General features: G+C 59.4%; 28 protein-coding genes. 9 read left to right on the top strand and 19 right to left on the bottom strand.

Features of this window, described 5'->3' with window-relative positions; translation table 11 throughout:
- Nucleotides 1-313: 313 nt before the first annotated feature.
- Nucleotides 314-787 carry an Hsp20 family protein gene (locus tag R5R73_RS13790; RefSeq protein WP_071229941.1) on the top strand — a complete coding sequence of 158 codons (474 nt, stop codon included), beginning with the start codon at nucleotides 314-316 and terminating at the stop codon, nucleotides 785-787.
- A 114-nt stretch (nucleotides 788-901) separates the two neighbouring features.
- Here R5R73_RS13790 and R5R73_RS13795 read toward each other — a convergent pair whose 3' ends face one another.
- Together R5R73_RS13795 and R5R73_RS13800 are read right to left on the bottom strand one after the other, a co-directional pair.
- Complete coding sequence (locus R5R73_RS13795) at nucleotides 902-2,479, bottom strand: BCCT family transporter (protein WP_110630569.1); 1,578 nt, start codon at nucleotides 2,477-2,479, stop codon at nucleotides 902-904.
- Between the two features lie 170 nt (nucleotides 2,480-2,649).
- The gene (locus R5R73_RS13800; RefSeq protein WP_322527810.1) at nucleotides 2,650-4,221 is read right to left on the bottom strand and encodes a BCCT family transporter; all 1,572 of its coding nucleotides are present in this window, start codon (nucleotides 4,219-4,221) and stop codon (nucleotides 2,650-2,652) included.
- A 238-nt stretch (nucleotides 4,222-4,459) separates the two neighbouring features.
- Between R5R73_RS13800 and R5R73_RS13805 the strand changes: the two genes are divergently transcribed.
- The gene (locus R5R73_RS13805; protein WP_322527811.1) at nucleotides 4,460-4,738 is read left to right on the top strand and encodes a hypothetical protein; all 279 of its coding nucleotides are present in this window, start codon (nucleotides 4,460-4,462) and stop codon (nucleotides 4,736-4,738) included.
- 10 nt (nucleotides 4,739-4,748) lie between these two features.
- On the opposite strand, the gene R5R73_RS13810 is transcribed toward R5R73_RS13805, so the two are convergent.
- Entirely contained in the window at nucleotides 4,749-5,054 is a 306-nt protein-coding gene (locus R5R73_RS13810; protein WP_322527812.1) for a hypothetical protein, read from the bottom strand.
- A 158-nt stretch (nucleotides 5,055-5,212) separates the two neighbouring features.
- On the opposite strand from R5R73_RS13810, the gene R5R73_RS13815 reads away from it, so the two are divergent.
- Complete coding sequence (locus tag R5R73_RS13815; RefSeq protein ID WP_276232970.1) at nucleotides 5,213-5,476, top strand: type B 50S ribosomal protein L31; 264 nt, start codon at nucleotides 5,213-5,215, stop codon at nucleotides 5,474-5,476.
- A gap of 158 nt (nucleotides 5,477-5,634) precedes the next feature.
- Here the strand turns inward: R5R73_RS13815 and R5R73_RS13820 are convergent, their stop codons facing one another.
- The 4 genes from R5R73_RS13820 to R5R73_RS13835 all read right to left on the bottom strand — a co-directional run bounded on the left by R5R73_RS13820 (nucleotide 5,635) and on the right by R5R73_RS13835 (nucleotide 9,395).
- Nucleotides 5,635-5,838 (bottom strand): cold-shock protein, encoded by a 204-nt coding sequence (locus tag R5R73_RS13820; RefSeq protein ID WP_071229947.1) that lies wholly within the window; start codon nucleotides 5,836-5,838, stop codon nucleotides 5,635-5,637.
- A 327-nt stretch (nucleotides 5,839-6,165) separates the two neighbouring features.
- Nucleotides 6,166-6,789 carry a LysE family translocator gene (locus R5R73_RS13825; protein ID WP_322527813.1) on the bottom strand — a complete coding sequence of 208 codons (624 nt, stop codon included), beginning with the start codon at nucleotides 6,787-6,789 and terminating at the stop codon, nucleotides 6,166-6,168.
- Nucleotides 6,790-7,222: 433 nt separating this feature from the next.
- A complete protein-coding gene (locus R5R73_RS13830; RefSeq protein ID WP_322527814.1) occupies nucleotides 7,223-8,092 on the bottom strand; it encodes a DNA adenine methylase in 870 nt (289 codons plus the stop codon).
- Nucleotides 8,093-8,138: 46 nt separating this feature from the next.
- Nucleotides 8,139-9,395: a hypothetical protein gene (locus R5R73_RS13835; protein ID WP_322527815.1), complete on the bottom strand. Its 1,257-nt coding sequence runs from the start codon at nucleotides 9,393-9,395 to the stop codon at nucleotides 8,139-8,141.
- 145 nt (nucleotides 9,396-9,540) lie between these two features.
- Here R5R73_RS13835 and R5R73_RS13840 point away from each other — a divergent pair.
- A protein-coding gene (locus R5R73_RS13840; RefSeq protein ID WP_139284296.1) for an IS5 family transposase occupies nucleotides 9,541-10,343 on the top strand; the annotation gives its coding sequence in 2 pieces (ribosomal slippage) (nucleotides 9,541-9,871 and nucleotides 9,871-10,343; 804 coding nt in all).
- 505 nt (nucleotides 10,344-10,848) lie between these two features.
- Here R5R73_RS13840 and R5R73_RS13845 read toward each other — a convergent pair.
- The gene (locus R5R73_RS13845) at nucleotides 10,849-11,133 is read right to left on the bottom strand and encodes a DUF3892 domain-containing protein (protein ID WP_322527816.1); all 285 of its coding nucleotides are present in this window, start codon (nucleotides 11,131-11,133) and stop codon (nucleotides 10,849-10,851) included.
- 656 nt (nucleotides 11,134-11,789) lie between these two features.
- Nucleotides 11,790-12,533 (bottom strand): sulfite exporter TauE/SafE family protein, encoded by a 744-nt coding sequence (locus R5R73_RS13850; protein WP_322527817.1) that lies wholly within the window; start codon nucleotides 12,531-12,533, stop codon nucleotides 11,790-11,792.
- Nucleotides 12,534-12,686: 153 nt separating this feature from the next.
- On the opposite strand from R5R73_RS13850, the gene R5R73_RS13855 reads away from it, so the two are divergent.
- The 4 genes from R5R73_RS13855 to R5R73_RS13870 are packed head-to-tail and all read left to right on the top strand — an operon-like array spanning nucleotide 12,687 to nucleotide 15,724.
- Nucleotides 12,687-13,106, top strand: coding sequence for an SIS domain-containing protein (locus R5R73_RS13855; RefSeq protein ID WP_322527818.1), 420 nt, complete (start codon nucleotides 12,687-12,689; stop codon nucleotides 13,104-13,106).
- A gap of 36 nt (nucleotides 13,107-13,142) precedes the next feature.
- On the top strand, nucleotides 13,143-14,666 hold the full coding sequence (gene istA / locus R5R73_RS13860; RefSeq protein WP_416221188.1) for an IS21 family transposase: 1,524 nt from the start codon (nucleotides 13,143-13,145) through the stop codon (nucleotides 14,664-14,666).
- Entirely contained in the window at nucleotides 14,659-15,432 is a 774-nt protein-coding gene (gene istB, locus R5R73_RS13865; RefSeq protein WP_322527534.1) for an IS21-like element helper ATPase IstB, read from the top strand. The genes istA and istB overlap by 8 nt, the downstream gene beginning before the upstream one ends.
- 55 nt (nucleotides 15,433-15,487) lie before the next feature.
- The gene (locus tag R5R73_RS13870; RefSeq protein ID WP_322527819.1) at nucleotides 15,488-15,724 is read left to right on the top strand and encodes a hypothetical protein; all 237 of its coding nucleotides are present in this window, start codon (nucleotides 15,488-15,490) and stop codon (nucleotides 15,722-15,724) included.
- Between the two features lie 606 nt (nucleotides 15,725-16,330).
- Here R5R73_RS13870 and R5R73_RS13875 read toward each other — a convergent pair.
- The 10 genes from R5R73_RS13875 to R5R73_RS13920 all read right to left on the bottom strand — a co-directional run bounded on the left by R5R73_RS13875 (nucleotide 16,331) and on the right by R5R73_RS13920 (nucleotide 24,706).
- Entirely contained in the window at nucleotides 16,331-17,437 is a 1,107-nt protein-coding gene (locus tag R5R73_RS13875) for a hypothetical protein (RefSeq protein ID WP_322527820.1), read from the bottom strand.
- The gene (locus tag R5R73_RS13880; RefSeq protein WP_322527821.1) at nucleotides 17,437-19,212 is read right to left on the bottom strand and encodes a DUF927 domain-containing protein; all 1,776 of its coding nucleotides are present in this window, start codon (nucleotides 19,210-19,212) and stop codon (nucleotides 17,437-17,439) included. The genes R5R73_RS13875 and R5R73_RS13880 overlap by 1 nt, the downstream gene beginning before the upstream one ends.
- Nucleotides 19,205-20,218 (bottom strand): toprim domain-containing protein, encoded by a 1,014-nt coding sequence (locus R5R73_RS13885; protein WP_322527822.1) that lies wholly within the window; start codon nucleotides 20,216-20,218, stop codon nucleotides 19,205-19,207. Before R5R73_RS13885 ends, R5R73_RS13880 begins: the two co-directional genes overlap by 8 nt.
- Nucleotides 20,211-20,543, bottom strand: coding sequence for a hypothetical protein (locus R5R73_RS13890; RefSeq protein ID WP_322527823.1), 333 nt, complete (start codon nucleotides 20,541-20,543; stop codon nucleotides 20,211-20,213). Before R5R73_RS13890 ends, R5R73_RS13885 begins: the two co-directional genes overlap by 8 nt.
- Nucleotides 20,536-21,081 (bottom strand): hypothetical protein, encoded by a 546-nt coding sequence (locus R5R73_RS13895; RefSeq protein WP_322527824.1) that lies wholly within the window; start codon nucleotides 21,079-21,081, stop codon nucleotides 20,536-20,538. Before R5R73_RS13895 ends, R5R73_RS13890 begins: the two co-directional genes overlap by 8 nt.
- A gap of 207 nt (nucleotides 21,082-21,288) precedes the next feature.
- Nucleotides 21,289-21,549, bottom strand: coding sequence for a hypothetical protein (locus tag R5R73_RS13900; RefSeq protein ID WP_322527825.1), 261 nt, complete (start codon nucleotides 21,547-21,549; stop codon nucleotides 21,289-21,291).
- Complete coding sequence (locus R5R73_RS13905; protein ID WP_322527826.1) at nucleotides 21,546-21,845, bottom strand: AlpA family transcriptional regulator; 300 nt, start codon at nucleotides 21,843-21,845, stop codon at nucleotides 21,546-21,548. The genes R5R73_RS13900 and R5R73_RS13905 overlap by 4 nt, the downstream gene beginning before the upstream one ends.
- 215 nt (nucleotides 21,846-22,060) lie before the next feature.
- Nucleotides 22,061-22,300 carry an ogr/Delta-like zinc finger family protein gene (locus R5R73_RS13910; protein ID WP_322527827.1) on the bottom strand — a complete coding sequence of 80 codons (240 nt, stop codon included), beginning with the start codon at nucleotides 22,298-22,300 and terminating at the stop codon, nucleotides 22,061-22,063.
- 81 nt (nucleotides 22,301-22,381) lie between these two features.
- Nucleotides 22,382-23,659 carry an ISL3 family transposase gene (locus R5R73_RS13915; RefSeq protein ID WP_222534948.1) on the bottom strand — a complete coding sequence of 426 codons (1,278 nt, stop codon included), beginning with the start codon at nucleotides 23,657-23,659 and terminating at the stop codon, nucleotides 22,382-22,384.
- 12 nt (nucleotides 23,660-23,671) lie between these two features.
- Nucleotides 23,672-24,706 carry a permease gene (locus R5R73_RS13920; RefSeq protein WP_024602395.1) on the bottom strand — a complete coding sequence of 345 codons (1,035 nt, stop codon included), beginning with the start codon at nucleotides 24,704-24,706 and terminating at the stop codon, nucleotides 23,672-23,674.
- 111 nt (nucleotides 24,707-24,817) lie between these two features.
- Between R5R73_RS13920 and R5R73_RS13925 the strand changes: the two genes are divergently transcribed.
- Nucleotides 24,818-25,132, top strand: coding sequence for an ArsR/SmtB family transcription factor (locus tag R5R73_RS13925; protein WP_068435097.1), 315 nt, complete (start codon nucleotides 24,818-24,820; stop codon nucleotides 25,130-25,132).
- Nucleotides 25,133-25,249 lie beyond the last annotated feature (117 nt).

The raw sequence follows: 25,249 nt of genomic DNA on the forward strand, positions 1-25,249 counted from the left end.
GGCATCTCCATATAGCGCTCGAGGCCGGCAACCACGCCGGTTTCGGGCCTTATCGGTTTTTTGGCGGATTCGCTTTCACGAATTTTTGCATCGACCGCTTGAAAACGGATTCGACGGCCCTATTTAACATAATGTCGAGCGGGCAACTCAGGACGGCATCGTCGATGCGCCACTCCCCTCGACGGCAGATGCCGCCAAGCGGGTCTGCGTAGACCACGGGAATACCGCCATACCCCGCCGAGCGGGAGAAAGCGCAAGGCGTACATGTAATGACGTATTTCCGGACTTCGCTGTCAATCAGGAGGTTAGTACCATGAACACACTGTCACTCTCTCCGCTGTTCCGTCGCTCCGTGGGCTTCGACCGTCTCAACGATCTGTTCGAGTCCGCGATGCAGAACGACGTGCCCAGCTACCCGCCGTACAACGTCGAGAAACATGGCGAGAACGACTACCGTATCGCCGTGGCCACGGCGGGCTTCGCCGAGCAGGAGCTCGATGTCAACGTCGAGAAGCGCGTGCTGACGATCACCGCCGGCAAGGGCGAGCGCCAGGAGGACGACAAGGTGCAGTATCTGCATCAGGGCATCGCCCAGCGCGCCTTCAAGCTGTCGTTCCGGCTCGACGAGAATATCGAGGTCCAGGGCGCCCGGCTCGAGAACGGCCTGCTGATCGTCGATCTGCTCCGCGTCGTGCCCGAAGAGCAGCGCCCGCGGCAGATCCCGATCAACGGCAGCCAGCGCCGCCTGACCGAGACGTCATCGACCGCCGAGACGGTCACGGCCTGAACCGCGTGATCGTATAAGGCCAGCCGCCGAGCCAATGGCGGCCGAGTAGACCGCAACGCCCCCGACGGAGGCTCTCCGTCGGGGGCGTCGTCTTTTCCGGCATTGGAGACGGCGTCAGTGCGGTGCCGGCGCGCTGCGTGAGTCGTCCAGCACGCCCTGCGCTCTCGCCATCGCGTAGGCCGCCTTTGGCCCGTGCCACAGAGTCGGTATCAGCACCAACGCCACCGGCACGGCGGGGATCACCACGAACTGCTGCAGCACGCTGACCTGCCCTTCGCCCATCCCCAGCAGAATCGCCGCCATCAGCGCGAAGACGATGCCCCAGAACGCCCGCAGCGCGGAGCCCGGATTGTCGTTACCGGCACACACCACGGAGACGGCGTAGCTCATCGAATCCCCGGTCGTGGCGACGAAGATCGTCGTCAGCACCAGGATCGCCAGCGCCATCCACGCGCCGCCCGGCAGCGCCTGGGCCACCGTCAGGGTCGCCACGTCGAACTCGAAGTTCTGCAGCGGCTGGCTGAGATCGATCGCGCCCTGGAGCTCGTAGAAGATGCCCGAGCCGCCCAGCAGGGTGAACCAGACCGTGGTGACGATCGGCGCCAGCACGGCGGTGGCGATGATCATCTCGCGGATCGTGCGGCCTCGCGAGATCCGCGTGACGAAGATCGCCATGGGCGGCGCGAAGCCGATGAACCAGGCGAAGAAGAACACCGTCCACCACTTCATCCAGTCCGGCGACGCCGTCACCGTGGTCATCGCCGACATCTCGAAGAAACTGCCGAGATAGGTGCCGAACCCCTGGAACCAGCTGTCGACCAGGAACTGCGTCGGGCCGAACAGCAGGATGGCCGCACCGATCACCATGGCCAGAATCACGTTCAGGCGGCTCAGGAACTGAATGCCGCGATCGATCCCGGTCACCGCAGAGGTCACGTAGATCGCCCCCAGCCCGGCCAGGATGGCCAGTTGAACCTCGTAGCCGCCCGGAAAGCCGAACAGATCGTGCAGGCCGAAGCTGACCTGGGTCGCCAGAAAGCCCAGCGGCCCCACCGTGCCGGCGGTCACGGCGATGGCGCAGATCGCATCGACCACGCCCCCCAGAACGCCGCGCGCCAGCCGGTCGCCCAGCATCGGCGCCAGCAGGGTTCTCGGCTGCAGCGGCATGCCGCGCTGGTAGTGCTGATGCGACAGGATCGCCACCGGCAGCGTGCCGAGAATCGCCCAGCCGGTGAAGCCCCAGTGAAAGAACGCCTGCGCCAGCGCATCCGGCACGGCATCGGCGGTGCCGGGCTGGGAATCGAACGCCGGCGGCGTGACCACGAAATGATAGATCGGCTCGCCCGCGGCAAAGAACACGCCGCCGCCCGCCAGCAGCGTGCACAGGATGATCGACACCCACCGGAAGGTGCTCATGTCGGGCCGGTCCAGAGAGCCGATCCGCGCCCGCCCGGCCGGAGAGATCGCCACGCCGATGGCGATGAAAAACGTCAGCAACATCAGAAGCTGGATAAGACTGCCGAAGGTTTTCGCGGACCAGGTAAAGGCGACATCGATCACCTGAGCAACGGTCTCGGGGGCGATCGCCGATGCCGACAGAAATATCAGGATGAAACCGATGGTCAGAACAAGTACGACAGGATCGCCAAAACGGCCACCCTGCGTCGATGGCACGTTGGTGTCAGAGGTCATATCAAAGGGAGGGTTCTTTAGGCATGAAGCGCGCCACACTACAGATACACGAGTGCGGCGGCAAATCGAATCGATCGATCTTCGGCGGCGAAGACGCTTTCACGCAAACGAGAAACGCCCCCGGCAAACGGACTGCCGGGGGCGATGCATCGATCGAACCGGGGCCGCGGTCAGCCCCGAACGGCGCTCACCGTATCGCCCAGCAGGCCCTGCTCCCGCGCCATCGCGTAGGCGGATTTCGGCCCGTGCCACAGGGTCGGCAGCAGCACCAGGGAAACGGGAATCGCCGAGATGACGATGAACTGCTGGAGCACGCTGATCTGGCCGGCGCCCATCTTCAGCAGGATCGCCGCCATCAACGCCATCGCCACGCCCCAGAAGGCGCGCAATGCCGGCTTGGGCTCATCGTGCCCCGCGCACACCACGGAAATGGCATAGCTCATCGAATCGCCCGTGGTCGCCACGAAGATCGTGGTCAGCAGCAGGATCGCCAGCGCCATGAACACCCCACCCGGCAGCGCCTGGGCCACCGTCAGCGTGGCGACATCGAAACGGAAATTCTGCAGCGGCTCGCTGAGATCGATGAGGCCCTGAAGCTGATAGAAGATGCCCGACCCCCCGAGCAGCGTGAACCACACCGTGGTCGCCAGCGGCGCGAGGATCGCCACCGCGACGATCATCTCGCGAATGGTGCGGCCCTTGGAGATCCGCGCCACGAAGATCGCCATCAGCGGCGCATAACCGATGAACCAGGCAAAGAAGAACACCGTCCACCACTTCATCCACCAGCCCGGCGCGGTCTGGGCGGTCATCGACGCCATCTCGAAGAACGAGCCCAGATAGGAGCCGAATCCCTGGAACCAGGCATCGACCAGAAACTGGGTCGGCCCGAACAGCAGGATGACCGCGGCGATAGCCATCGCCAGAATCACGTTGAAGCGGCTGAGGATCTGGATGCCGCGATCGATGCCCGTGACCGCCGAGGTCACGTAGACGGCGCCCAGCACGGCCATGATGATCAGTTGGGTGCCGTAGCCGTCCGCCAGGCCGAAGAGCTCGTGAAAGCCGAAGCTCACCTGGGTCGCGAGAAAGCCGATCGGCCCGACCGTGCCCGCCACCAGCGCGATGACGCAGACCGCATCGACCACGCTGCCCAGCATGCCGCGAACACGACGCTCGCCAAGAACCGGCGCCAGCAGCGTGCGCGGCTGCAGCGGCAGGCCGCGATGATAATGCTGGTGTGCCAGCACGATGGCCGGCAGCGTGCCGAGCACGGCCCAGGCCAAAAAGCCCCAGTGCATGAACGACTGCGCCAGGGCATGGGGTACGGCAGCCGCGGAGTTGGGCTCGCTATCGAAGGCAGGCGGCGTGACCACGAAGTGGTAGACCGGCTCGCCCGCCGCAAAGAACACGCCGCCACCGGCCAGCAGCGTACACAGAATGATCGAGATCCACTTGAACGTGCTCATCTCGGGGCGATCCGTACCGCCAACTCGCGCCCGGCCGGCAGGCGAGAGCGCCACGCCGATGGCAATGAAGAACGTCAACAGCAGCAGCAACTGGAAAAAGCTGCCGAAGGTACTCGCTGTCCAGGTGAAGCCCGCTCCGATGGCATCGGTCACGGCACCCGGCGAAATGGCTGAAAGCAGCACGAAGGCGACGATGAAACCGATGGTCAGCACCAGCACGACGGGATCGCCAAACCGGCCACGCGGCGTCGGCATGTTGTTATCGGGGGTCATATTCAGATCGGTTCGTTAGGCATGAAGGGCGAAACCCTACCGACCTTGGTCGAAGACCGCAAATTCGTTAACGCTAAAATCGACCCGCCAGCCCTTCTCTTTCACCGCCGGGAAAAGCCATGGCACTGCCGTTGCCGCCCGCAAGACGGCATCGCATCTACACCAAAATGGCAATGGTGACGCTCTTCGAATCGGTTCTACTCTCAGGAGGAATTTCGCCGCCGAGGGGGTACGGTTCATGAAAAGCACACCATTCATCACCGAGAGTCTGCTGCAGCGCTGTCGTCGAGAACAGGCCAACCAGTTCCAGCGTTCGCGCCAGGGCTACGATCCGGCCTCGCTGCATGATCGCAAGGAACTGTCGCTACTGGTCGAAGAAGCCATTCGCGAAGGGGAAAACTACACCTCGATTGCTCGAGGCCACCAGGACATCGGGCTGACCGAAGCCGATCTTCAGAATCTCATCGGCCCCGAGAACGCGATTCGCGAACGCATCGACCGATTCCAGCAGATTTGAAAATCCTTCCTCAGTCACCGCAGTGACGCCGATACCGCTCGGATTCGGCGTCCAGCGTCACGCGCTCGTTGACCTTGCTATAGTAGAAAGGCGCGAAGGGTTGGTCCTGATCGGCGATCTGATAAAGGCCGCACACGCCGTAGCCCTTCTGAACCTCTTTCATTGCCTGCAACTCGATCTCGCTGTCGACGCCAAGTTGCTTTGAAATCAATGACTTGATGTCATCGTCGACGTAGCTATCCGAGATGGCCTGACCACCGAAGATAATGGCAAAAGCTGCCAGAATCGCAATGACGGGAATGTAGAGGTTATGCATGAACGATGGCTGTCTGGCTGCTGGGAGGAGACGCGATGATAGCGGATCACGCCCCGTTTCGCACAAACGCGCCCGACCGCGCCTACTAGTGAAAGCGCCAATTTGCTCTAACGGATGTTATGTAATAACATTACCAAATCGATCGAAAGGAGAATTCCATGAAAGCCGGTATCCATCCTGATTATCGCCAGGTCATCTTCCACGACACCAGCGTCAATCAATACTTCAAGATTGGCTCGACCATGACATCGACGGAAACCATCGAGTGGGAAGATGGCAACACCTACCCTCTCGTTCACCTCGATATCTCCTCTGCCTCTCACCCGTTCTATACCGGCAAGCAGCGCGAAGTCGGCACCGAAGGCCGCGCCGCGCAGTTCAAGCGCCGGTTCGGCAGCATCGCAACGCGCCGCCAGAGCTGAGCCGAGCCTTCCCCAACGACAACGAGCCAGCCGAGTGATCGGCTGGCTCGCTTCATGTGAATGCCACATTTCACGCACACGAAAACACCAAGGCCCGCGTTAGCGGGCCTTGGTGTTGGAAGCTCTATCGCCCTAGGGCGAAGGATCTACCGGAAGTCTTAGAGCGGCTTGATGTTAGCAGCCTGAAGACCTTTCTTGCCCTGAGTGACGTCGAAAGAAACTTCCTGACCGTCCTGCAGAGACTTGAAGCCGTCAGCCTGGATCTCGGAGAAGTGTGCGAACAGGTCGTCGCCACCGTCTGCCGGAGAAATGAAGCCAAAGCCTTTAGTGTCGTTGAACCACTTAACTGTGCCAGTTGCCATGTTCCGAATTCCTTATGCGCTTAGCGCGTAATTACGATTGCCGGGTGCTACCCGAGATAGTGGGTAAAACAAGGGGATATAACCAGGCTACCGAATGATTCGAGTGCAACTGACAATATGCGACTTGCTAACCAACTGATCGCCAGTCTGCGCTCTCGTCCGGTGTTAGTCAACAGCTATGTTCATCGAAAACCAAAAAGATGCTATCGCAGCCTACGCCTAAGCCCGAATAAGCCCGGAGCCGGGGCGCGACGCTGAACCACAAGCGCCATACGGGCGCCGTTCGCCCGCCATGGCCGGGCATCGAGAAGGCCGCAGGAGGCGATTTCAGCCAGCTGGCCGCTTCATCGCCAGCAAGCCGATGCTGAAGACGACCATCAGCGCACCACTGACGCGGTTGAACCACTGCATCGCCTTGCCATTGCGCAGATAACGGCCGATCTTGCTGCCCAGCACGGCATAGATCGCGATCGCCACGACTTCCATGACCAGAAACAGCGCGCCCGTGATGGTGAAGCTCAAGGCGTAGTGTTCAGGAACCACGAACTGCGGCAGGAACGCAGTAAAGATCAGGATCGCCTTGGGATTGCCGGCCGCCACCAGAAATTCCTGACGGATCAGCGAACGCATCGACTGGGGCTGCCCGCCTTCGATGATCGCCGACTGCGGCTTGCTCATCAGCAGCTTGAGCCCGAGCCATGCCAGGTACAGCGCCCCCGCCCACTTCACGACGATGAAAAACCACATGGAAGTCGTCAGCAACGTGCCCAGCCCGACGCCCGCGATGGCAATCATGGGAGTGAATGCAGCGATCCGCCCCGACGAAGCGATGATCGCCTTCAGCGGCCCGACACGAGCCGCGTTCGTCGTCGCCAGCAGATTGTTGGGGCCGAATGCCATGTTCAGCGCGAAGCAGGCTGGCAGGAACACCAGCAGGAAATCCCACTCCATGTCGTTTCCCTGTAGGCGGTTATCGAAGGTAGATAGTCATTCGTTCGCGGCACACATAGTAGTAGCGTGGCCGGATCGTCGCCCGAAGCAGGACTATAAAATTGCCGTAATACCTTGTTTTATAGAAATTAAAAATCTGAAAACCTTATGAAATATGCCTTTCAGTATGCCATGAAGCCAATCACCTTATCACCACATGAGAACAGAAACCGCTTACGGACAAACCAGACCTCGATCAGATGACTGAACGCTGCATAGCGCTCCTTCGATCCGGTCATTCGGACTATGCGCAGCATTCTCGCCTGATAAGCGACCGCCATGCGGACAACGTGAACTTTCGCCATCCGCGTATAATGTCGATTTTCGCGGAGGCTGTAAAATTCCATTACAATATTTATACCATTCATTAAAGTTTAATAGCCGCTGCATATCCTTAAATAACTACTGATCGACTTGGAATGACCTCATCGGGAATTACTAGTTCATCACAATAGATCATTAACTCTGTACCTTCGAATCGATTATTGGCTGAATAATGCAAGCTAAATGTTTGCTGACGGCGCTGGGCGTATAAAGCCTTGATAGCTTCGTGATTGTCATACGACACAATCCACCGTCGAGACAAACTGCCCTGAACATAATCTGCAATTTCCTTATGATCGTTTGGCCGATAATTGTGTTCGTATAAACCTCCCCCTTTCACATAATACGGAGGATCCAAATAAATAAATGTTTGACTTCCTAAGCGCTGATTAATATCAATCAAAAAATCCTTCGCGTCGGAAGAATAAAATTTGATGCGATTTCGATACTGTGCGATTTTTTCAATGCGCAATATAAGATCACTCTTATTAAACCGAGCATCCATTTTCCATTTGCCAGCTTGCGCACGACCACCTATCAACCCTCCTTTTATAATACCTGACCTATTCACCCTATTAAGAAAAAAAGTACTAAATCCTAGCTCAAGGGATGACGCGTTCTGTGACGTTTGAACTTTCTTTTGCTCTTCCCATGACTCTACAGTGACTGGAACATCCCTAACCAAACGGCAAAATGATTCTGTTTCGTTAAGAATCGAATACCAAAAACTATAGATAGGTTTGCTAATATCATTGAGATGCGCAGTCCGCACGCATTCAGAAAATAATAAAGACAAGGCTAGCCCGGCCCCTCCTGCATATGGTTCTACATACGCACCATCCCTAAGCTCGTTAATAGCAAGCAAATTTGCAACATATTGCGTAAGACGTCCTTTACCACCAGGATAACGTAGAGGGCTGCTGTAACAACTTATAGACATTGTCGACCCTAGCTAATTAATACCGCAAATTATAATTTATTTTTTATCATTTTTCCATGTCTTTATATATCCTACTAAACAAAGGATGAAAGCGATCCCAAATAGTTTTGATTTCTTTGGATGTGGCGTTACCCAGCCTATCGTGTACAAAACTATGCAATGTACCTATAGAGTGGAGCCAATCATCAGACCCCAGCGCCTTTTTTACTTGGTTTAAACCACCATCTCTTCCCTTGGGATCAAGAGCTTCTATAACTTTTGCCACCTTTTCTTTTAGCTTGGCATCGGACCACTTAGTGATTCTTTTACGTTCGAAGTGATCCGGCATCGGGACATTTTTTTCTTCTAAATAAAAATCGCAACTCAACTCAAGAAAAACTCGAGTCATAATCCCGGATACTCGTTCATAACCTTCAACATTCAATCTTCTAGCTTCGTGGTAGATCTTGTTTATTGCTGGATCAGGTATATGATAAGTGAGCCCCTTATTCGCTGGTGCAAGGTAAATTCGATCCAAAGAATCTTTCAATGGCCTTTTACCCTTCTCGCTATTCGAAGAGCTTTCAGACACCATATTTTTGCCGCTTTTTTCATCATGGCTTGTCTTCTTTTGGCCCGCGTCACTCTCAACGGTAACATCTAGACTCGATGGAAAGTTCGAACCCGATGTACTTGCATCTCTATCATTGTCAATAGAAATGTTAGCTGCCTCGGCTATTCTAGGACCTTTTCCTTCGTCGTTTGCACCCAACAGATACTCGAACTTATAAATAAAAATATTTCTATCTTTTAAACTATGGACCGTAGCTGTATTAAATTCCGGAGCAGCCATAGCCAGCATTATTTCCTCAAGAACCTTAACTCCCAAGCCCTCACTAATCCCATTGAAGTCTAGAGCGCCTTTATTATTTTTGAACTCCATCTTGAGCGAATCTTTAATTGCTTTCGCTGACAACACCCTTTCAACTGCTGTAGTTTTACTCCGTATGCCAGCATTGATTTTTACAAAATGTACAGACCCAGCTTCCTCTAGCTTTTTAAGAGCAATGCGCCAACGTCTATAAGACCCCCTGCGTTCTAAAAATCTTGCAGACGCATCTGAATCCCATTTTTCCAAGCCAACTCCATTTAGATTGGCCCCATGCTTAATTTCTATCCACTCTAATGCTGTATCTCGGTCTGGTATCCATGAACAAGGTACATTTTCGAAAATTCCTTTTAAGTTCTGCCGATTCAGCTTATTGAATTTGTTATATAGCTTAGGAAAGCTAGATTTTATAAGCTCAGGACTTCGAAGCAACATCAGGGCCGTGACCCGTCGATTCCCTTCCATTACTACATAAAAATCGTCCTCGCCTTCATTATCATTAGCTTGTTGATCATTAGGAATAACTAAGAGTACGTTTCAAAACCTTGAAGAGAGGCTTACTCGCTCATAGCCTGAGAGCATGACTTCGAAGATTGTTTCCGACGAGTTATGGATCATCGTTGAACCCCTGTTGCCCGAGCCCAGAACGGGGGCTCGCGGCGGCAGGCCACCGATATCCAACCGCGCCGCCCTGACCGGCATTATCTTCGTACTGCGTTCGGGCATCCCGTGGCGCATGCTGCCGCTGGAAATGGGCTGCGGCTCGGGCGTGACCTGCTGGCGTCGATTGCGGGATTGGCAGCAGGCCGGTGTATGGGAGCGCCTGCATCAGGCACTCCTGCAACAGCTGCATGACGCCGATCGCCTCGACTGGTCACGAGCCTGCATGGACAGCGCCACCCTGTCAGCCAAAAAGGGGGATCGGCCATCGGCCCCAACCCAACGGATCGGGGCCGACCGGGCACCAAACGACACCTGCTGACGGATCGTCGGGGCACGCCTCTGGCGGTTCTGCTGTCGGGTGCCAACATGAATGACAGTGTGCCCCTGGCCGCGCTGCTCGATCATGTTTCCCCGGTTCAGGGGCGACGAGGCCGCCCGCGTCATCGCCCTCGCAAGCTGCACGCTGACAAGGCGTATGATCATCGTCGTTGTCGGCGATCGTGTCGCAGGCGTGGCATTCGCCCACGCATCGCCCGGCGAGGCGTGGAAGACAGCCGACGGCTCGGGCGCCATCGCTGGGTGGTCGAGCGTACCTTCTCATGGTTGAGCGGCTTCAGGCGGCTGGTCACAAGATATGAGCGCCGAGTCGATATCCACTATGCGTTGACCCTGATCGGATGCTCGCTGATCTGCTTTAATCGACTGCAGAACAGGTTTTGAAACGTGCTCTAAGAGCCGTTCACCAGGAGCAAGCTGACCTTTCTCAGATATATGTTTAGCCAGGTTAAAAATCTTAGCCCCATTATCTTGCTGCTTTATTATTTCTTTAATTGCTGCCAACTGATGATCCACTTCGTCAATACGAAAATTACTTTCGTCCAGTAGCAATCGATCCAAAGATATTTCTATATTATTCCCAACCATTTCTACCTCCCTAACATAATACACTTAAATTCAATATTTTAGATATTTATCTAAACTTAAAAATCAGATAATCGCCCCCCCTGATTTTTACTCTTTAGATTGAAATAGAGCCATGAATAATAGAAAGCATTAAAAATCGATGAATTAAACCATGCCGCTAATTCTTGCCCCAACAATCCATTTACAGCGACGTACCAATCAGTCCGCATCTAGCTGGCGGACGAGAGTCGGAGGCCGATAATTTAGCATTTCAATCGGTTAATTATAAAGAGCTATCAGCCTCCTATAACTAGCTATTAACTTAAGGGCATTCTGGAAGGCTCAGTAAGTTATTTGGCTGCTCGCCATCATTTTCTGTCTTCAAGTACTTATTACCATGTGAGCTAATTGCTACAACCACCCAGACTGAGTCACCGCCTGTATTTACCCAGAATTTCCATTCCCCAGATTCGATACCGGCTATAGCACGCGGCTGGCTTATTTTCCATCTACTACCATCGGCATTTATACCGCCAATATTAATTATTCTTTCATGCGGATTTTGGCGATCACTTTTATTGATGCACTGAACGCGATGATTAGCCATTAGCGTTTCCTCTTATCGTCAGCCAGGTGTCAGATCGCAAGCTCGCTTTCCCTTTTGTGCGAGCCCGATATTTTGATGAGCCAGTAACCGCCTCCACTTATTATGGAGCCAGCCGCTGCGTGTCGGAACGGCTCAGCTCTGAGAAGCACTACCGGGAATACCTTTCGTATCAATCTGCCACATTCAGTTTCATTTCTCTATTCACTTCCCCCCGCCTTTCGTCGAGTAGGCTGCAAAACGCAACATTCCGCATGATTTTTCAGGGCTACTAAACCAACCGCCGCCCCAGTACTGGCGCGGCTTTACGCCATCTGCAACGCTGCATCAGAACCGACCCATTTAGCGCGCAGGCGGGGCGGGGAGTCGACAGCGCGCCGGCGGTGAAGGGCGCAGCCGGGGGCATCCAGCGCCTTGGAGTGGCCACAACCGCCTAACCTGTGGCGTTCTTGGAACATTCCGGCTTCCTCGGGTCGACTCGGGAACCTTTCTTTCCCTATCGGCTTACGGATGGCCATGCTTGAGCGCTTCCCGCCCTACCCGCCCTACCCGGCTTGGCCGATAGCGTCGAGCATGGCGGGAATCAGGTAGGCGTTTGCTGCGCGCAGGTGGGGAGAGCTTGTTACCGGTGAGGATGGCCAGTGGCTACCTGGCGAGCGCTAGGCCAGGGCGGTCTTGCTGACCAACACCACACCGAAGACGATCAGCATCAGCAGGACCACTCGGCGGAACGTGGCGGCGTCCATCCGCTGACGCACGATGCCGCCGATTCGGGTGCCGGCATAGACGGGTATCAGCCCCAGCAGCGAGATCCAGATCGATTCGACCGTCATGAGGCCGAGCTTCGCCAGCCCCATCGCCATGATGACGCTCGACAGGCTGAAGGAGATGTTGATCGCCTGAATGAACCGCTTGGGATCGAGCCGGAGCGCGAGCAGGAACGGCAGCACCGGCATCACTTGCGATCCGGTCATGCCATTGACCAGCCCCGTGAGAAAGCCCGAGACCGGCGCGAGCTTCCGGCCCAGGGCATCCGGCATCGGCCGCCCTGGGCGAAACAGCGTGAAAGCGCCGTAGCCGATCAGCACCACGCCCAGTATCGCGCCGGCGACGAGGCTATCGATCAGATCCAGCACGGCGAGGCCCAGCAGCAAGCCGGGAATGGTGGCAAGGAACATGGGCCAGAAGCGCCGGATCGTCTCGCCGAAGTGCCCTGCCTGCCGCATGACGATGGCATTGCTGATCAGCGAGGGAATGATGACCAGCGGCATGGCGGATTTGAGGCCCAGGCCAAGCGCGAGGATGGGCAATGCGGATGTCGAGAACCCGAGGCCCGTCGCCCCTTTGACGAAGGCGGCCACGAAATAGGCGCAGGCGATGATGACAATCGTCTCGACACTCACACGGCCACCAGACTCGAAAAGGGATCGGTGAGAGTGTGCGTCGCCCCCATCGGGCTGGCAAGGTGACGAACGGCCACCCGAAGCGCTGCTTTACCGCATCGGACGTGCAGGCTTGCTATCCTCTTCAGCAATGCCAGCCCGAAGGAAGCCCCCGTGGAATTGAAAGAGATCGTCCGAGATCAGATGAAAGAAGCCGCCGACGTGCTTTCCCGCTTCAGTCAGGATGAAGCCCAGTTGGAAGCGGTCGCTCAGGCGGCGGAGCTGTTGGCGGCACGCTTCAAAGCCGGTGGCAAGGTTCTCGCCTGCGGCAATGGCGGTTCTCACTGCGACGCCATGCATTTCGCCGAAGAGCTCACCGGGCGCTTCCGTGATAACCGCCGGGGCCTGCCCGCCATCGCCATTTCCGATCCCAGCCACCTCTCCTGCGTCGCCAATGACTTCGGCTACGAATATGTGTTCTCACGCTATGTCGAAGCCGTGGGCAGGCAAGGAGACGTGCTGTTCGGCCTTTCCACTATAGAGCGACAATTACTCTGGCCGGCCGACGACAACTACTGTGACCGGTTGCCCTAAGCTTGACCGCTTGTCCCGACCCACCAGGGAGCCGGTATGGCGGTCACCAGCCAACAGGTCACGCTCTATATGTCGCAACGTCAACAAGGCCAGACCCAGGAGGTCGCCGCCGCCAAGGCCGGCCTCTCCGTCAGAACCGCTCGCCGCCTCGAACGCCGGGCCGAGTCCTCCGAGCCGCCGGCATCACGGCACTGGCGAACCCGGCCCGACCCCTTCGCCGATGTGTGGGAGACCACGCTCGTCCCCCAGCTGGCCGCCGCCCCGGGCTTGCAGGCACTGACCCTGCTGGAGTGGTTGCAGGAGCAGCACCCCGGCCAGTACCCGGACAGCCTGCTGCGAACCCTGCAGCGCCGGGTCAAGGGCTGGCGAGCCGCGCACGGCCCGGAGAAAGAGGTAATGTTCCCGCAAACCCATGGCCCCGGGCTGCGCGGCCTCTCCGACTTCACCGAGCTCAAGGGGATTGTCATTACCGTGGCAGGGGAGCTGCTTGATCACCGGCTCTACCACTTCCGCCTGGCCTACAGCGGCTGGTGTTATGTCCGGGTGGTGCTCGGTGGCGAGAGCTACCCGGCGCTGGCTGAAGGCCTGACCCGTGCGCTGGAGCGGCTTGGCGGTGTCCCCGCGGAGCACCGCACCGACAGCTTGTCGGCGGCCTTCCGCAACCTCGGCCGGGAGGCGGAAGCCGACCTCACCGAGCGTTATGCTGCCCTGTGCGCTCACTACGGCATGACGGCCACCCGTAATAACCCAGGGCGCGGCCATGAAAACGCCAGCATCGAGTCGCCACATGGCCACTTCAAGCGGCGCCTGCAACAGCGCCTGACGCTGCGCGGCTCCCAGGACTTCGCTAGCCTCGATGACTACCAGGCCTTCCTCGATGAGGTGACCACCGCGATCAACCGCCGCAACGCGGCCCGGATCACCGTCGAGCGTGGCGCGCTGCAGCCACTGCCCAGCCGGCCCGGTACCGACTACAGCGAGGTGACGGTGCGCGTCACTACCTCCAGCACCATCCAGGTGCGCAAGGTGCTCTACTCGGTGCCGTCCCGGCTGATCGGCGAGAACCTGCGGGTGCACCTTTACGATGATCGCTTGGTGCTGCATCACGCACAGCAAGCATTGCTGACGCTGAGGCGGCTGCATGCCACGCCGGAAAGCGGCCGGTTGCGGGTCATCGATTACCGCCATGTGATCGGCTGGCTGGTCCGCAAGCCCCGGGCGCTGGCGGGGCTGACGTTCCGCGACGACCTGTTGCCGAGTGCGGAGTGGCGCGAGCTGTACGCCCGGCTGACCGCCGCCTTGCCGGTCGCCGAGGCCTGCAAGCGCATCGTTGGCGCTCTGGCGTTGGCCGCCGAGCAGGACCAGGCCGAGGCGATCGCCAGTTACTGGCTGGGCGCCCTGGCGCGCGGGAAGAGCCCGACGCTGGCCGAGCTCCAGGCCCGCTTCGCCGCCACGCCGAGCGCCACGCTGGTTTTCCCCCAGGTGACTCAGCATGACATCGCCAGCTACAACCATCTGGTGCCCAGCGTGCCGACCACAGAGGTGTGCTGCCATGCCTGATGCCCAGACGCTGCCGCTGCTACTGCGACAGCTCCGCCTGCCCACCATGGCCGCCTGCTGGCCCCAGCTGGAAACCCGCGCCCGAGCCGAAAACTGGAGCCTGCCACAAACACTGGCCGCCCTATGCGAGCACGAGCTGGCCGAGCGTGAGCGACGCCGGCTGGCCCGGCACCTCAAGGAGGCCCGGCTGCCGGTGGGCAAGACGCTGGAGTCCTTCGAGTTCGACGCCATCGCGGCCGAGCAGCGCCAGCAACTGAGCGCCTTGGCCGGCGACACGCAGTGGGTCGACCAGGCTCACAACCTGCTGCTGTTTGGGCCCTCCGGCGTCGGCAAGAGCCACGTGGCGGCCGGGCTCGGGCATACGCTGGTCGACCAGGGTTACCGGGTGCGCTACGCCACCGCCTCAAGCCTGGTCCAGGAGCTCCAGGCTGCCAAGCAGGCACTGCGCCTGAGCGACGCCCTGATCAAGCTCGACAAGTACGCCGTGCTGGTGATCGACGATATCGGCTACGTCCAACGCAGCGAGGCCGAGACGTCAGTGCTGTTCGAGCTGATCGCCCATCGCTACGAGTCGGCCAGCCTGATCATCACCGCCAACCAGCCGTTCAGCGCCTGGGACAGTATCTTCCCCGACAGCATGATGGCCGTGGCCGCCATCGACCGGTTGGTGCACCACGCCACGCTGATGGAGCTGAGCGGGGAGAGCTACCGTAAGCGTGCTTATCAACGACAATTACAAGGAGGAAAAGCTGGGTCGTCGGACTGACGACAACTACCCCACCCAACCGGCCATTTTAATTGTCGCCAAGCGGCCAAAGTAGTTGACGTCGCATATTTCCACCTCGGGCAACTCCGAGACCATCGTCAAGGCTGTCGAAGCCGCCCGAGTCCAGAACATGAACGTCATACTGCTGACCGGCAAGGATGGCGGCAAATTGGCGGGTCTCGCCGACGTGGAAATTCGGGTTCCTCACTTCGGCTACGCCGACCGTATCCAGGAGATACATATCAAGGTGATTCACTCGATCATCTTGATGGTCGAGAAACTGGTAGCGTGAACGCCAAGACCTAACCCATTCGCTCGCCAGGGGGCGAATGATCAGCCGCACGATCGTGCAATTCTGCGTCGTCTCACAGTCGATAACGTTTCTCATCTCCCCAATGCGTTATTACACACGTGATTTTTTAGTGGGAACAGTGGGAACACCGGGAACAAGGCTCAACCATGCGGGTTACAGGATGGGTACACCGTTCCCGGTTTTGGGAACAGTGGGAACAGAATCGCCCTCTCCCAAGGTCAAACGACACCCGTACCCATTGTTGTACCCACTTGTTCCCGTTTACACACTCAATACTGGGAACAAGGGAACCGCTCAACCATGCGGGTTGTAGCGCGGTGTTCCCACTGTTCCCGGTGTTCCCGCTTTTTTTCAGGTTCATGTGAGAACTGACCCAGATGTTCCTGATTCCTTCCTCGAACGTGTCGAACGCCACCGATCATAGGATTAGGCAAATTCCCTATCTCCTGGCGAGCGAATGGTTTCGCGGCTGGGTCACCGTGGCGGATCTCCCGATGACGTCGGGATTGGACGTCGCGCCACGAAAAAAGCCCCGCACTGGGCGGGGCTGGTTGCCGGGTCTGCTTCTCGAGGCGCTGGGCGTCGTCAGTGCGCTGGCAGCTCGAGTTGGGCCTGGAGCTCCTTGAGACGCTGTGCGCGCTTGATCGAGCTGCCGTAGACGTTGCGCCCGTCCTCGCAACCCAGCGGCGCGATGTCGGCCAGGGTTTCTGGCTGGGCGGCGTCGAGGTTGTCCGGCCGCAGACGCCAGACCATCTCGCCAATGGCGGCGTACTGGCGTTTGCGGATCTCGTGATCGAGGTGCTGGGTTTCCTGGTTGTTCAGCGAGCGCTTGATGGCGGTGCCGGGCTCGGCGGAGGTGTCCACCTGGAAGTGATGCGCCATGTAGGACGCGTTGTTGCAAAGATCGGTCGCCACCCGGTCGAACAGCGCCGGCAATGCAGCATAGAACGCCCCGGCCGCTTCGCTTTGGCATAGCGCCTCGGCAGCGGCCAACAGCGTCTGCTGGCTCAGCACTTCACGGGCAGCCTTGCGCGTGCGCTGGAACTCCTCTCGGGCGACCTGGGTATGCAGGCGCAGCCATTCCACCTGGGGCGCTAGCAGTTCGATCATGGCGTCGGTCTGCTCGGCCTCGAGACGCCATTCCCGTTCCGCTTTCTGTTGATCCCGGATCGTCTTGCCCTGCTTGCCGAAGTTTTCCAGAAAGCCCTTGCGCCAGCTTTCGCCGGACTGCCGGGATTGATGCTCGGCAGCGCTTCGGATCTTGCGTAGCCGCTCGAGTTCCTGGGCGGCCGGCTCCAGCCGTTCACGCTGGGCGAGGTATTCCGTACGGGCCTGTTCGATCCGCTTCCGGGCTCGTTCTGGCGTCAGGGCGCTGATTGCGTTCGTCTCCGGCACGAAGTTCAGAGACTGGCCCGTCAGGCGCGGCCGGATTGGGGGCTGTGCCTGGGTATCCGTCTCATGGGTATTGGCGTCGGCCTGGGTCATGGCGTGCTGCTCTCCGGTCGGTTGGGCGTTGGTCTGGGTGTCCTGAGTGTTCTCGGTCGGCGTAGTCATGCGGGTTGGCTCCTGGGTCATGGTATCGGCGGTGGCGTCGGCGTTCGCCTGGGCGGCGGCAAGGCCGCCCGGCTGTGGGTAGCTTGGGTGTGGTTCGGTCGGCACGCTCTGGCCGTGCGGGGCGTTGTCGGGTCGCATCAGGCTCCGCCCTCCGGGTCGAGTCGCTCGGGATCGATGACGAAGAACCGCCCCATGCCGCCCCCTGGCAGGCGATATTTCTTCTGCTTGCGGCCTTCGTCCATCTTGGCCAGCACGTCGTGCTGGCCCAGCGTGCGCAGGATGCGGGCGCGGCTGTATCCCTCGGCGGCTTCGGTGAGCGCGGCGCGGTTGAACAGGTAATAGCGCTTGTCGCCCTCGATCTCGAAGTACCCCGCCCGCTGTCTGACGTTGGGATCGGCGAACTGGGCATGGATGCTCGAGAACCGACTATCCCCGTGCAGGGCGATGAAGTCGGACAGCGCGGACAGAATCTGGCGATCCTCGGCGTTGCCGTCGCCAATGGTGGCCAGCCATTCGGCGAACAACAGCCGGCATGCGCCGGTCGATGTCCCGGCCGGCCAGGGCAGGATGCCGCAGTCGCTGGCCAGCTCGCCGGCGAGCGCCATCACCGCGAAGCGATCCGCCACGCGGCCCGCCTGGGAGCTCGAGACGTTGAACGCCTTGCGGATCTCGCCGAAGCGCCACATCAGGCCGTCGGCGATCTCAGCCTCGAGCAGCTTCTCGACCAGAGCAGGACCGGCGTGGCCATAGTGCCGGGCAACCGCGCCGGTCAGCGTGCGGTGGAAGGCTTCGCCGCTGGTGCCGTGAACGTCATCGAAGGCGCGGTATTTCCGGGTGCCAGCGTTGATATCGACCATGCGCAGTTCGGCGCCGGCGTGGGCGGTGTTGCCCGCCATGGCGGCGTGATCTGCCAGGGAGCGCTCGCCACTGGATAGCGCGAGCAAGCGCCAGTAGTTCTTGGGCCGACCTTCCCGTTCGCGGGTCATCGTCCCCTTGCCCGTGCCGTTGGCGATGGCGTAGGCGTGGCCCTGGATCTGCTTGGGGCTGGCGCGGCTCATCTCGTCGTTGATCATCACCGTGTCGTTACGCGACGAGGCTTCGATCTCGACACCACCGCCCGACATATCCCAGGAGACCTTGAACCGATCCGCCGGCCCCCACACCGTGGCGGCGATGTCCTGGGCCAGCGATTTACCGCTCGAGGAGTCGCCGACCAGATGCACACCGCCGCCGTTGACGCCCACCTTCTTGAGAAGCGGACCGGCCAGGGCGCAGCACACCGACAGGATCAGTACCGGGTTGCCCAGGCAGGGCTCGGCGATCTCGCTTTGCCAGCCCTCGAGCGTGCCGAGGGTGTCGAAGATCCGCGCCTCCCGGCCGGAACTGTGGAAGCGAACCCGGTCGCTGCCGATGATCCGATGGGGCAGCACGAACGCGCCGCTGCGTTCGTGCCAGCCGGGCCGGGTGATCGTATCCAGCACCACCGATGGCGTGTGGTGGCTGGCGATATAGGCCGGTACGTGCTTGCGATGGTGATACTCGATCACCAGCCCCTGACGCATCAGCGTCTTGAGTACGTCCTCGCCCTTCCCGGCTAGCGCTTCCATGGGGATAACACATTCGCGCTCGCGGCCCCGGTGCTGGAACTTCAACAGCCGGCCGATGCTGCCGTCGTCGCTATCGACGGTTTCGGCGGTGACGTGGAGCGGGCCGCATACCCACAGGTCGAACGGCTGTCCGGGTTCGTCCGGGCTGGTCTGCTTGATGCCGTGATACCAGACGCCGGCACGGTACACGCGGCCATCGACGGTGGTCGGGCCGGCGTAGACCTCGAAGCCGGGTCGAGCGATGCCGATACGCTCCGGCGCGGCCGGTTCACCCACCACGGTCAGATGGGGCTGTGACTCACTCATGGCCACCTCCCGCCTGTTCGGAATCGAGCCGGGCGCGGTGCCAGCGGTACAGGTCGTTGAAGTCGGTCAGATCGTCCGGGCAGCCTTCCGGCCACTTGGGATAGAGCACCATCGCGCCCACGGCCAGGGCGGCATCGTTTGCCGCCTGCCGCCCTGGGTTGCCCTCGGTCTGGCGGTCATCGTCGCCGGCAATCACCAGATCGAGCGAGCCATTCAGGGCAGCGCGCAGGGATTCGGCGACGGCGCGCAGGTTGCCGGCATTCATGGCGCACGCCACCGGGTCGCCGGTGAGACGATACAGGGTCGCCCCGGTGGCCCAGCCTTCGCAGATGAACAGCCGCCCACCGGCGACGGGCTCGCCGATCAGCGAATACGCGCCCTGGACCTGTCCGCCCTTGAGGAAGCGCTTTTTGCCGTTGGGCAGGATCCATTGCAGGTTGACCAGCTCGCCACCGGCACAGAGCGGCACCAGCAGCCAGCCGCGCCGGCACTGGCGCAGGCCATAGACCGGAACGCCCCGACTCATGAGATAAGGATGGGTGGCGCTGGCCGGTTTGGCGGCGTCCCACACCGTGCGAGCGCGGGCCGCCGCTTCCTGGCGAGCGATGGCTTTTTCCGCCGCGTGGGCCTCGAGGCGCTGCCGGTGCGCGTCGGCGTCATGGGGTGCCGGCTGGGACACGCTGGGAGCCGCGCCCCAGCGGAACACGCCCAGCCCCAGACGCCGATCGATCGCCATGGCGGCGTCGACCTGCCGGCAGCCGAACAGGTAGCTGTAAAGCGACACCAGATCGCCACCGTGGGCGTTACGGTCGGCGAAGTCGTTCCATTTGCCGGTGACGAGCGAGACGCCGAACGAGCCGCTGGCGCGGTCGCCGCGGGCGACATTGCGGGCGACCCACTCGCTGCCCTGGCGGCTGCCTTGCGGCAGCCACTCACGGGTCAGGGTTTCGGCGTGGGAGAGCGAAGCGCGGGAAACCCGCTGGATCTTGGCGACGACCTCAGACATGGCCACCTCCCGCACGTCGGGCGACCGGCGCTTGGGCACGGGCTCTCGTCGCCACGCGCTGCTGTGCGTCGATGCGCCGGGCCGCCACCAGCAGATCGCTGGCGTCCCCAAGGAGGAACCGCGACACCATGGCCAGATTCGAAAGATCCACCGACGTCAGATCGTTGTCCCGGCCGTTCATGGTCGAGAGCGTGAACATCAGATCCTTGATCGCGTCGAGCCGCATCTCCGCGTTATCCAGCAACGTCTCGCGGTCGCTGCGCGGATCGATCAACAGGCACTCGGTTTCGGTCAGGCAGTTGGCTTGCTCGAGGCGCTTATCCATGACGCACCTCTTCGGCCAGCAGCGCGTCGAGATCTTCGAGCAGCTTGCGATGTTCGTCACGGGACAGCACGCCCAATTCGGCGGCCATCCGCGACAGCCCCATCAGGTATTGAAGCTGGTCGGGGCGGCGGTTGACGCGAAAACGGATCAGGTTCGCGCCGATGAGCGCGGTAGCGATTTGATCGAGGGTAATATCGGGTCGTGCGGACGCACTGGCGTGTTCTGCCATGGGACTAGCTCCTTTGTGATCGGAGCCGCCAAAAATCCTTTCCACAAGATTGGTGGCGACTGTACGCGGGGTGGAAAACCGGTCACAAAGGAAACCGGCCGGGCCGAAGCCCGCCCACGCACAGCCGCCATAACGACGCTTTGCGGACACAAAAAAAGCGCCTGCAAAGGTAGGGGCGCTGTTGCGCCTTTGTGAATTCGGGTTTCCACGCCCGGTCACGGATTTTGCCGTGACGCGAGTATCGTAGCCGGATCCTTTGGGAAGGCGCAAGCCCTCCCCGGCCAAAGGATGACGAATGGCGAGCGTCATTCCCCGGCAAATCGGCGTGTGTCGGGGCGTGACACTGCGCCGGATTTTGGTAGGATCGCTGGTGCATTGAGTGTCTTTGAGAGCCCCGGCAGCCCCACGCTGACCGGGGTTTTCGCGTTTCGTAGGCACAAAGCCTCCCTATTCCCCTCGGCGTGAACGTCGAGCGGCTGTATGAATCGGTTCGGGTTGGGTCGGAGTGCGAGCGGTCTAGCAGTCGGTCTCGAGCGTCGGGCCGCGATGCAGGTCGCGCATCAGAACGGTATTGGGATCGCGCGGCAGCGTGGAATGCTGGCCACCGCTCCCTTTGCGCTCCATCAGCACCGCCACGCGGGTGCCGCTGGCGCTATGGCGGATCACTTCGCGGCCGGCGCGGTTGGTCGCGACGTTCAACGCCTCGTCCAGTGCCGGGATATCTTCTTCGGTGAAGTTGAGCGACTGCGCGCCCACGGTCAGTGTGAAGCGTTTCATGCGCGGGCCTCCTGGGCGGTGTTGGCGAAGTGGTGAATCTGGCGGCCGGCTAGCGTGCGGTTGCGCTCGGCGAGTCGGGCAGCGATCCAGCTATCCACCTCCTCCTCGAGCCAGGCGACACTCTTGTCACCGATGGGCACCGGTGCCGGAAAGGTGCCGTTTCTGACACCGGCATAGATTGCGGATCGGCTCTTGCCGGTCTTGAGCTCCACCTCGCGGCGGCGCAACAGGCGGTTGCCCAGTTCGATGCGCTCGACCTGGCGGTAAGGGGCGGCTGTCGATGAGACGTTGGCCATGGTGGTTCCTCGGTGGCTTCCATTGCGTGTCCCGACGTTTTCGCTCAGGACATGGATAGCTTGCCGGGGCCAAAGGAGGACTTCGACCGATCTGCGTTGTAAAACGCGCCTTCACAAGATGGCCAGACACGCCGGCCGCGGCTCGGAATCGCACACGAAAAAGCCGCAGCCCTCAAGGAGGGTGCGGCTTACGCAGGGTCCAGTTTGGTGAGCAGTCAGTGCTGGTCTGTGCGCCGCCAAGGGATGGTGGCGGCCAGCCTTTCCTGGTAGTCGGGGTTTGGCCTACCGCTGGGGCTCAGGGTCTCGGTAACGACGAATTCGGCTTGTGCCTTCGCCTTGCAGGCTGGATTCAGGCACTCGAGATAGAGCTTCCGGTAATCTGGATGCAGCTGCTTGCTCGAGCGTGTGCGCATGTTCGATCCGCAGTGCTCGCAATGAATGTCCATTCCTCGCATGTATTCCCCAGACTAAGTTTTAGGGGTATACGGATTTAATGGTTGATGGGGCACCTTTACCCCACCAACCTGATACCATTATCAGATGGTTGATAGATCGACTCCGTAGTTGAGTTCCTCTGCGAAGTCCGGCAGTCCGTAACCGATGGTTTTCTTGTAGAAAGGAGAGACCTTCGCAGTCGGTGCCTTCTTCTTGTGCTTCGTGGTGTAGAGCATTCGTGCCCGCATCACCTCGAAGGAGTAACCGCGCCCTTCACGGTTCTTGTCCTTGGCCAGTCGGTTGATGGACTCCGTGTAAGCGTTGGTGACGGGCATGTCCGTCTCGAAGTAGGTCATGGTCTCTTCGCGCCAGTTTCCCATTGCCCTGACCAGATCGCTCCAGACTTCCTTTTGGCCCTTCGGGATGGTGGCTATCCACTCGTCCAGGGCGGCTTCTGCCTGGAGCCGTGTGGTGGCGTCCCAGATGCCGTAGAAGCGCTCCTTGTGCTCGTAGGCGGCCAGCAGTTGCGGGAACGCGCCTGTCCAGGTCTCCATGATGAGGCGCTCCCGGTCTGAGACTTCGTGAGCGCGTTTCAGCAGGATTTTCCGGTCTCCCTTGAGAGTCCGGCTCTGGGACGGTTTCAGCTCCTTTCTGAGGCCCTTGCGCACTCTCTCTAGGGCATCGTTGGCCATGCGCACCACATGGAACTTATCGACCACGATACGGGCCTGGGGCAGCACAGCCTTGACCGCTGCCCGGTAGGGGTTCCACATGTCCATGCTGACGATCTCGACCTTCTGCCGGTCTTTCAGCTTCATCAGGTAGTTGGTCACCACGTCCTGGCGGCGGGTGGCCAGCAGGTCGAGCAGGGTTCGCTCCTCAATGTTGGTCAGAATGCAGCGGTAGCGCTTGTTCAGGTATAGCTCGTCAATGCCCAGGATGCGGGGCGTCTCGAAGCGGTGCCAGCGCCCCAGGAACTCGGCGCGGGCGTTGAAGATGTCGCGCACCGTCTTCTCGTCCAGGCCGGTCTGTGCCGCCACAAAGGTGTAGGGGTGGTTGAAGGATTCCTTCTCCACGTACTCATGCAGCCGCAGTGTCATACGGAATCCGTCCACCATCTCTGGTAGCTGGGGCCTGAATGTTGTCTTGCAGGCCCGGCAGGTGTATCGGCGGCGGACCACCCAGAGAGTGACCCGCTTGCCGTGGATGGGCAGATCACGATAGGGAACGTCACGCTTGCCGAACCGTACGAACTCACCCTGCACGCCGCACCCCTCGCAGGCTACTGGTGTAGGTGCTTCAAGCCGAAAATGTATGTCTTCATTCTGCTCATCAGAATCCACCAACTGGTACCCAGGAAGGCTTAACGAATTAATCATCTCCCGCCTTGATCAGAAAAACAGGTAGGTGGCGTAACCGGCAATCATCGCCATAGCAAAAATGACTGCTAAAAACGCCGCTAAAAGCTTCAGCGTGAACAAAGAGCGCAACAGAATGAGCTCAGTCAGGCTGGCTCCGGCACTGCCGATGATCAACGCTAGCACCGTCCCGGCACCCACGCCTTTGGCCATCAGAGCCGCTGCCAGAGGTATGACGGCTTCAGCGCGAATATACAACGGCACGCCGATGACAGCGGCAACTGGAATGGCAAAGGGATTATCTGGGCCTGCATACTGCTCCAATAAGTCAGTGGGCATGAAACCATAGACCACGCTGCCAATCGCAATACCGATGAGCAGGTAAGGCAACACATCGATAAAGTCCGACCAAGCTTCCCGCCACACACCACTGTACTTCCCTTCTTTCTTAACCGTGACAGTGGGTTGACTGTCACAGCATTCGCTAGACGTAGAGACTGTTGTCTTCCTATCAGCCCCGCAAGAAGCCGTCTTCGGAGTGGTGTCGCAGCTGTTGGTGCCGCAACTCGATGCGGTCGATGTAGCACTGCACGGGCTTGCTGATGAACTACATCCACTGCTCTCTTGTGTCGCCGTCCGGCGCACATAACGCTCGAAGCCAAGCGTGTGAAGCAGCCATCCGGCACCTACCGCGACCACCAAAGCGGCGAGCACATAGATAGCAGTAAGTGTCCATCCAAACGTGGCAACCAGCAGGCCGACGACGATAGGATTCAGCAACGGAGATGAGAAAAGAAACACCATCATCGGCCCAAAACCGGCCCGTGCCCGAATCAACCCTTTCAACATGGGGATAGTCGAGCAACTACAGAAGGGCGTTATAGCTCCTAAACCAGCAGCAAGAAAATAGCCTCGCTTCCCACTGGAAGTCAGTAACGCTTCCACCTTGGATGGTGGGATGTGACGTTGAAGAACTCCGACCAGCAAGCTAATGCCAATGAATAAAACCGATAGCTCGATAGCGAGAAAGGCGAACATGCCTAGAGCGTCTTGGAGTTGAGGTGACATTCAATATTACTCCTATATTTCTAGTTTTATCGAAATGATGTACGCAGCCTACTTGCGTTTATCCGACCTGTCAACTATAATTCTAGAAACATCGAATTATTGGGGCGTGCTATGGATCACGAAAAGGTTGCAGCCAGCTTAGCTGAGCTAGGGAATAGTCACCGACTGTCCGTGTTCCGCTTTCTGGTCAAAGCTGGCCATGATGGGGCTTCGGTCGGAGATATCCAGAAGGGGCTGGGTATTCCTGCTTCGACGCTATCACATCACCTTGCGCGCATGGCCAAGGTAGGGCTGATCCGGCAGGAGAAACATAGCCGCACGATTGTCTGTATACCCGAGTATGGGCACCTAGAGAATTTGATCGGTTTCTTACTAGAGGAATGTTGTGCAGGTGTCCGGATTGCGCATGAACCAGAACCGCTTTGACGCTTGCCCAGCTCTCGCTGTCCTCCCTAGTCAGCATCGCTATGAAGACTCAGGCGAAGGTGGAAACAGAAAATTGGCAGTAGAGTAGGCTGAAGAGGATCAATCAGATAATCCGCT

The organism is Salinicola sp. LHM (genome assembly GCF_034479735.1).
In the GTDB taxonomy this organism is placed as follows: domain Bacteria; phylum Pseudomonadota; class Gammaproteobacteria; order Pseudomonadales; family Halomonadaceae; genus Salinicola; species Salinicola salarius.

Coding starts and splice junctions, on each gene's coding strand:
- R5R73_RS13885 (WP_322527822.1), bottom strand. CDS start 20,218: ATGTCTGAGGTCGTCGCCAAGATCCAGCGGGTTTCCCGCGCTTCGCTC.
- R5R73_RS13925 (WP_068435097.1), top strand. CDS start 24,818: ATGGATCACGAAAAGGTTGCAGCCAGCTTAGCTGAGCTAGGGAATAGT.
- R5R73_RS13915 (WP_222534948.1), bottom strand. CDS start 23,659: ATGATTAATTCGTTAAGCCTTCCTGGGTACCAGTTGGTGGATTCTGAT.
- R5R73_RS13890 (WP_322527823.1), bottom strand. CDS start 20,543: ATGGATAAGCGCCTCGAGCAAGCCAACTGCCTGACCGAAACCGAGTGC.
- R5R73_RS13790 (WP_071229941.1), top strand. CDS start 314: ATGAACACACTGTCACTCTCTCCGCTGTTCCGTCGCTCCGTGGGCTTC.
- R5R73_RS13820 (WP_071229947.1), bottom strand. CDS start 5,838: ATGGCAACTGGCACAGTTAAGTGGTTCAACGACACTAAAGGCTTTGGC.
- R5R73_RS13895 (WP_322527824.1), bottom strand. CDS start 21,081: ATGACGCTCGCCATTCGTCATCCTTTGGCCGGGGAGGGCTTGCGCCTT.
- istA (WP_416221188.1), top strand. CDS start 13,143: ATGGCGGTCACCAGCCAACAGGTCACGCTCTATATGTCGCAACGTCAA.
- R5R73_RS13805 (WP_322527811.1), top strand. CDS start 4,460: ATGAAAAGCACACCATTCATCACCGAGAGTCTGCTGCAGCGCTGTCGT.
- R5R73_RS13905 (WP_322527826.1), bottom strand. CDS start 21,845: ATGGCCAACGTCTCATCGACAGCCGCCCCTTACCGCCAGGTCGAGCGC.
- R5R73_RS13875 (WP_322527820.1), bottom strand. CDS start 17,437: ATGCGACCCGACAACGCCCCGCACGGCCAGAGCGTGCCGACCGAACCA.
- R5R73_RS13845 (WP_322527816.1), bottom strand. CDS start 11,133: ATGGCTAATCATCGCGTTCAGTGCATCAATAAAAGTGATCGCCAAAAT.
- R5R73_RS13810 (WP_322527812.1), bottom strand. CDS start 5,054: ATGCATAACCTCTACATTCCCGTCATTGCGATTCTGGCAGCTTTTGCC.
- R5R73_RS13830 (WP_322527814.1), bottom strand. CDS start 8,092: ATGTCTATAAGTTGTTACAGCAGCCCTCTACGTTATCCTGGTGGTAAA.
- R5R73_RS13815 (WP_276232970.1), top strand. CDS start 5,213: ATGAAAGCCGGTATCCATCCTGATTATCGCCAGGTCATCTTCCACGAC.
- R5R73_RS13900 (WP_322527825.1), bottom strand. CDS start 21,549: ATGAAACGCTTCACACTGACCGTGGGCGCGCAGTCGCTCAACTTCACC.
- R5R73_RS13825 (WP_322527813.1), bottom strand. CDS start 6,789: ATGGAGTGGGATTTCCTGCTGGTGTTCCTGCCAGCCTGCTTCGCGCTG.
- R5R73_RS13795 (WP_110630569.1), bottom strand. CDS start 2,479: ATGACCTCTGACACCAACGTGCCATCGACGCAGGGTGGCCGTTTTGGC.
- R5R73_RS13835 (WP_322527815.1), bottom strand. CDS start 9,395: ATGTTGCTTCGAAGTCCTGAGCTTATAAAATCTAGCTTTCCTAAGCTA.
- R5R73_RS13910 (WP_322527827.1), bottom strand. CDS start 22,300: ATGCGAGGAATGGACATTCATTGCGAGCACTGCGGATCGAACATGCGC.
- R5R73_RS13800 (WP_322527810.1), bottom strand. CDS start 4,221: ATGACCCCCGATAACAACATGCCGACGCCGCGTGGCCGGTTTGGCGAT.
- R5R73_RS13920 (WP_024602395.1), bottom strand. CDS start 24,706: ATGTCACCTCAACTCCAAGACGCTCTAGGCATGTTCGCCTTTCTCGCT.
- istB (WP_322527534.1), top strand. CDS start 14,659: ATGCCTGATGCCCAGACGCTGCCGCTGCTACTGCGACAGCTCCGCCTG.
- R5R73_RS13880 (WP_322527821.1), bottom strand. CDS start 19,212: ATGAGTGAGTCACAGCCCCATCTGACCGTGGTGGGTGAACCGGCCGCG.